This window comes from Nocardia sp. NPDC058497, from assembly GCF_042720195.1.
GTDB lineage: Bacteria > Actinomycetota > Actinomycetes > Mycobacteriales > Mycobacteriaceae > Nocardia.
In genome coordinates, this window is sequence record NZ_JBHXMY010000787.1 from 1 (window position 1) to 2,227 (window position 2,227).

Below are 2,227 nucleotides of genomic sequence, written 5' to 3' on the forward strand. Positions count from 1 at the left end.
CAGTGACTACCCAGTATCTGGAGGAAGCCGACGCGCTCGCCGACCGGATCGCGGTGATCGACCGCGGCACGCTCGTCGCCGAGGGCACCGCCGCCGAGCTGAAAGCGTCCATCGGAGAACAGGTTCTGCGCCTGGACATCCCCGACACCGCGGACCTGCGCCGCGCCGAAACGCTGATCCAGGACCTCACCGGCGACATCCCCGAGGGCTCCTCGACCGGCATGCTGACCGTCGCCCTGCGTGATGTCGCGCTCGGCGCCGACATCGTCGCCGCCTGCCGCGCCGCCGACATCACCCTGCGTGGTTTCGCGGTCGACCGGCCCGACCTCAACGAGGTGTTCCTGTCGCTGACCGGGCACGCGAAGACCGCCGACCGCGTCGGCGTGGCGTGACCACCCTCCGGGAAAGTTCGAGAACCGCCATGACTCTCACCACCGAGACCGCCGCCGAGACCACCCAGGTCGTGCGCGCCCCGCGGGTCACCCGTGTCAGTGCGCTTGCCGCCCTGCAGCATTCGCTGATGATGGCCTGGCGCGGGCTGCTCACCTTCCGGCACAGTCCGCAGCTGCTCTACGACGCCATCCTGCTGCCGATCGTGGGACCGGTGCTGTTCGGCAGCATCTTCGGCACCGCCATCGCTGGCAGCATGGAAGCGTATCTGCCGATCATGATTCCCGGTGTGCTGGTGCAGATCGTGCTGACCTCCTCGGTCGCCACCGGAGTGCAGCTGTCCGAGGACATCCATTCGGGTGTGTTCGACCGGTTCGTCGCCATGCCGATCGCCCGCTCAGCACCGGTTGCCGGAGCGTTGCTGGCGGGCACCGTGCGCTATCTCATCGCCGCGACGACGGTGGTGATCGTCGGCTTCTGCATGGGCTACCGGCCCGAGCACACCGCCGGATTCCTGGCGGGCGCCGTCCTGGTCGTCTTCGCCACGACCGCGATCAGCTGGCTGTTCGCGTTCATCGGCGCCACCGTCGCCCGGCCCGCGGCGGTGCAGGGCATGTGCATGCTGGTGCTCACCTTCCTGGGTTTCGCCTCCAATGCCCTGGTTCCCGAGGAATCCATGCCGACCTGGATGCAGCACGTCTCGAATGTGAATCCGGTGTCCTACCTGGTCTCCGCGGTGCGTGAGCTGGCCGCCCACGGCACCGTCGGCGCCGACGCGTGCTGGTCGCTGGTGGCCTCGGTGGTCGTTGTCGCCGTCTTCGCGCCGCTGACCGTGCGCACTCTCCGTTCCCGATGAGGAGTTCCCGATGACCGTCACTTCCCCCGCCGCCGCGGCCGTCACCGCCGGACCGGCAGGCCTCAACCGGATCACCGCCGACGACGACCTGTTCTTCAAACTGCACAGCCTCTACCCGAACGCCCTGGTCAACCAGCTTGCCTACCGGTTCGACGAGCGCCTGGACCCCGAGTTGCTCCAGCGCTGGCACGGGCATCTGGCGACCGGGTTCATCGCCCGCCGGGTTCGCACCACCCGGTTCCCGATCGCGCGGGCCCACTGGGAGCCCGCCGAGGAGTCCCTGCCGTTGGTCTGGTCGGCGACGCCGCTGCCCGACGACGCGGTGCTGGAGTGGTTCCTCGAGCAGGCCGCGGTGGAGTTCGACCCCGAGCGCGGGCTGGTGTGGCAGCTCGCGGGCGCGCACACGGAGTCCGGTGGCACCGTCGTCACCCTGGTCGCCTCGCACGTCGCCTGTGACGGTGGCGGCATGATGCACGCGATCGTCGATTCCCTCGACCGGCTCAATCGCGGCGAGACCCCCGACCGCGCCGCCAGTGCGGGCAATCTGGTCGGCCCGGTGGCGGGCGCGGGCCGCTTCGCCGCCGACCTCGCCGATGCCAGGGGACAGTTGCGCGCTGTCGCCCGCGGTGTGCGCGCCGCGCGCCGCGCCCGTGGCGTCAGCGAACCAGCCCGCAACCCGCGCCCGGCCGAGCCCCGCCTGCCACACGCCGAGACCTGGCAGGCCGCCGAGACGATCGTCCAGGTCGACCTCGCCGACTGGGACGCGGTCGCCGCCGCCAACGGCGGCACCACCAACGGCCTGCTGATCGGCGTCGCCGTCGGTCTGCTCGGACGCAGCGGCCGCATCGCTGACGGCGCCGACGTCCGCGTCGACATCCCCCACTCGATGCGCGTCGCCGACGATCCCCGCGCCAACGCCACCACCGGCCTGCCGATCAGCGTCACCTACCGGGCGGGCGAACGCGCCGACCTCCCCGCGGT

The 2,227-nt window shown here is 70.9% G+C and carries 3 protein-coding genes; all 3 read left to right on the plus strand.

From position 1 onward, the window contains the following. The coding region (locus ACFWPJ_RS30945; protein ID WP_378856779.1) for a DUF4162 domain-containing protein at nt 1–392 on the plus strand (392 nt) is incomplete at its 5' end. A 29-nt stretch (nt 393–421) separates the two neighbouring features. After that, nucleotides 422–1,246 (plus strand): ABC transporter permease, encoded by an 825-nt coding sequence (locus ACFWPJ_RS30950; protein WP_378856781.1) that lies wholly within the window; start codon nt 422–424, stop codon nt 1,244–1,246. Between the two features lie 10 nt (nt 1,247–1,256). Then, the coding region (locus ACFWPJ_RS30955) for a hypothetical protein (RefSeq protein WP_378856783.1) at nt 1,257–2,227 on the plus strand (971 nt) is incomplete at its 3' end.

Excerpts from the sequence above, each read along its gene's own strand:
- ACFWPJ_RS30950 (WP_378856781.1), top strand. The coding sequence starts at position 422 with ATGACTCTCACCACCGAGACCGCCGCCGAGACCACCCAGGTCGTGCGC.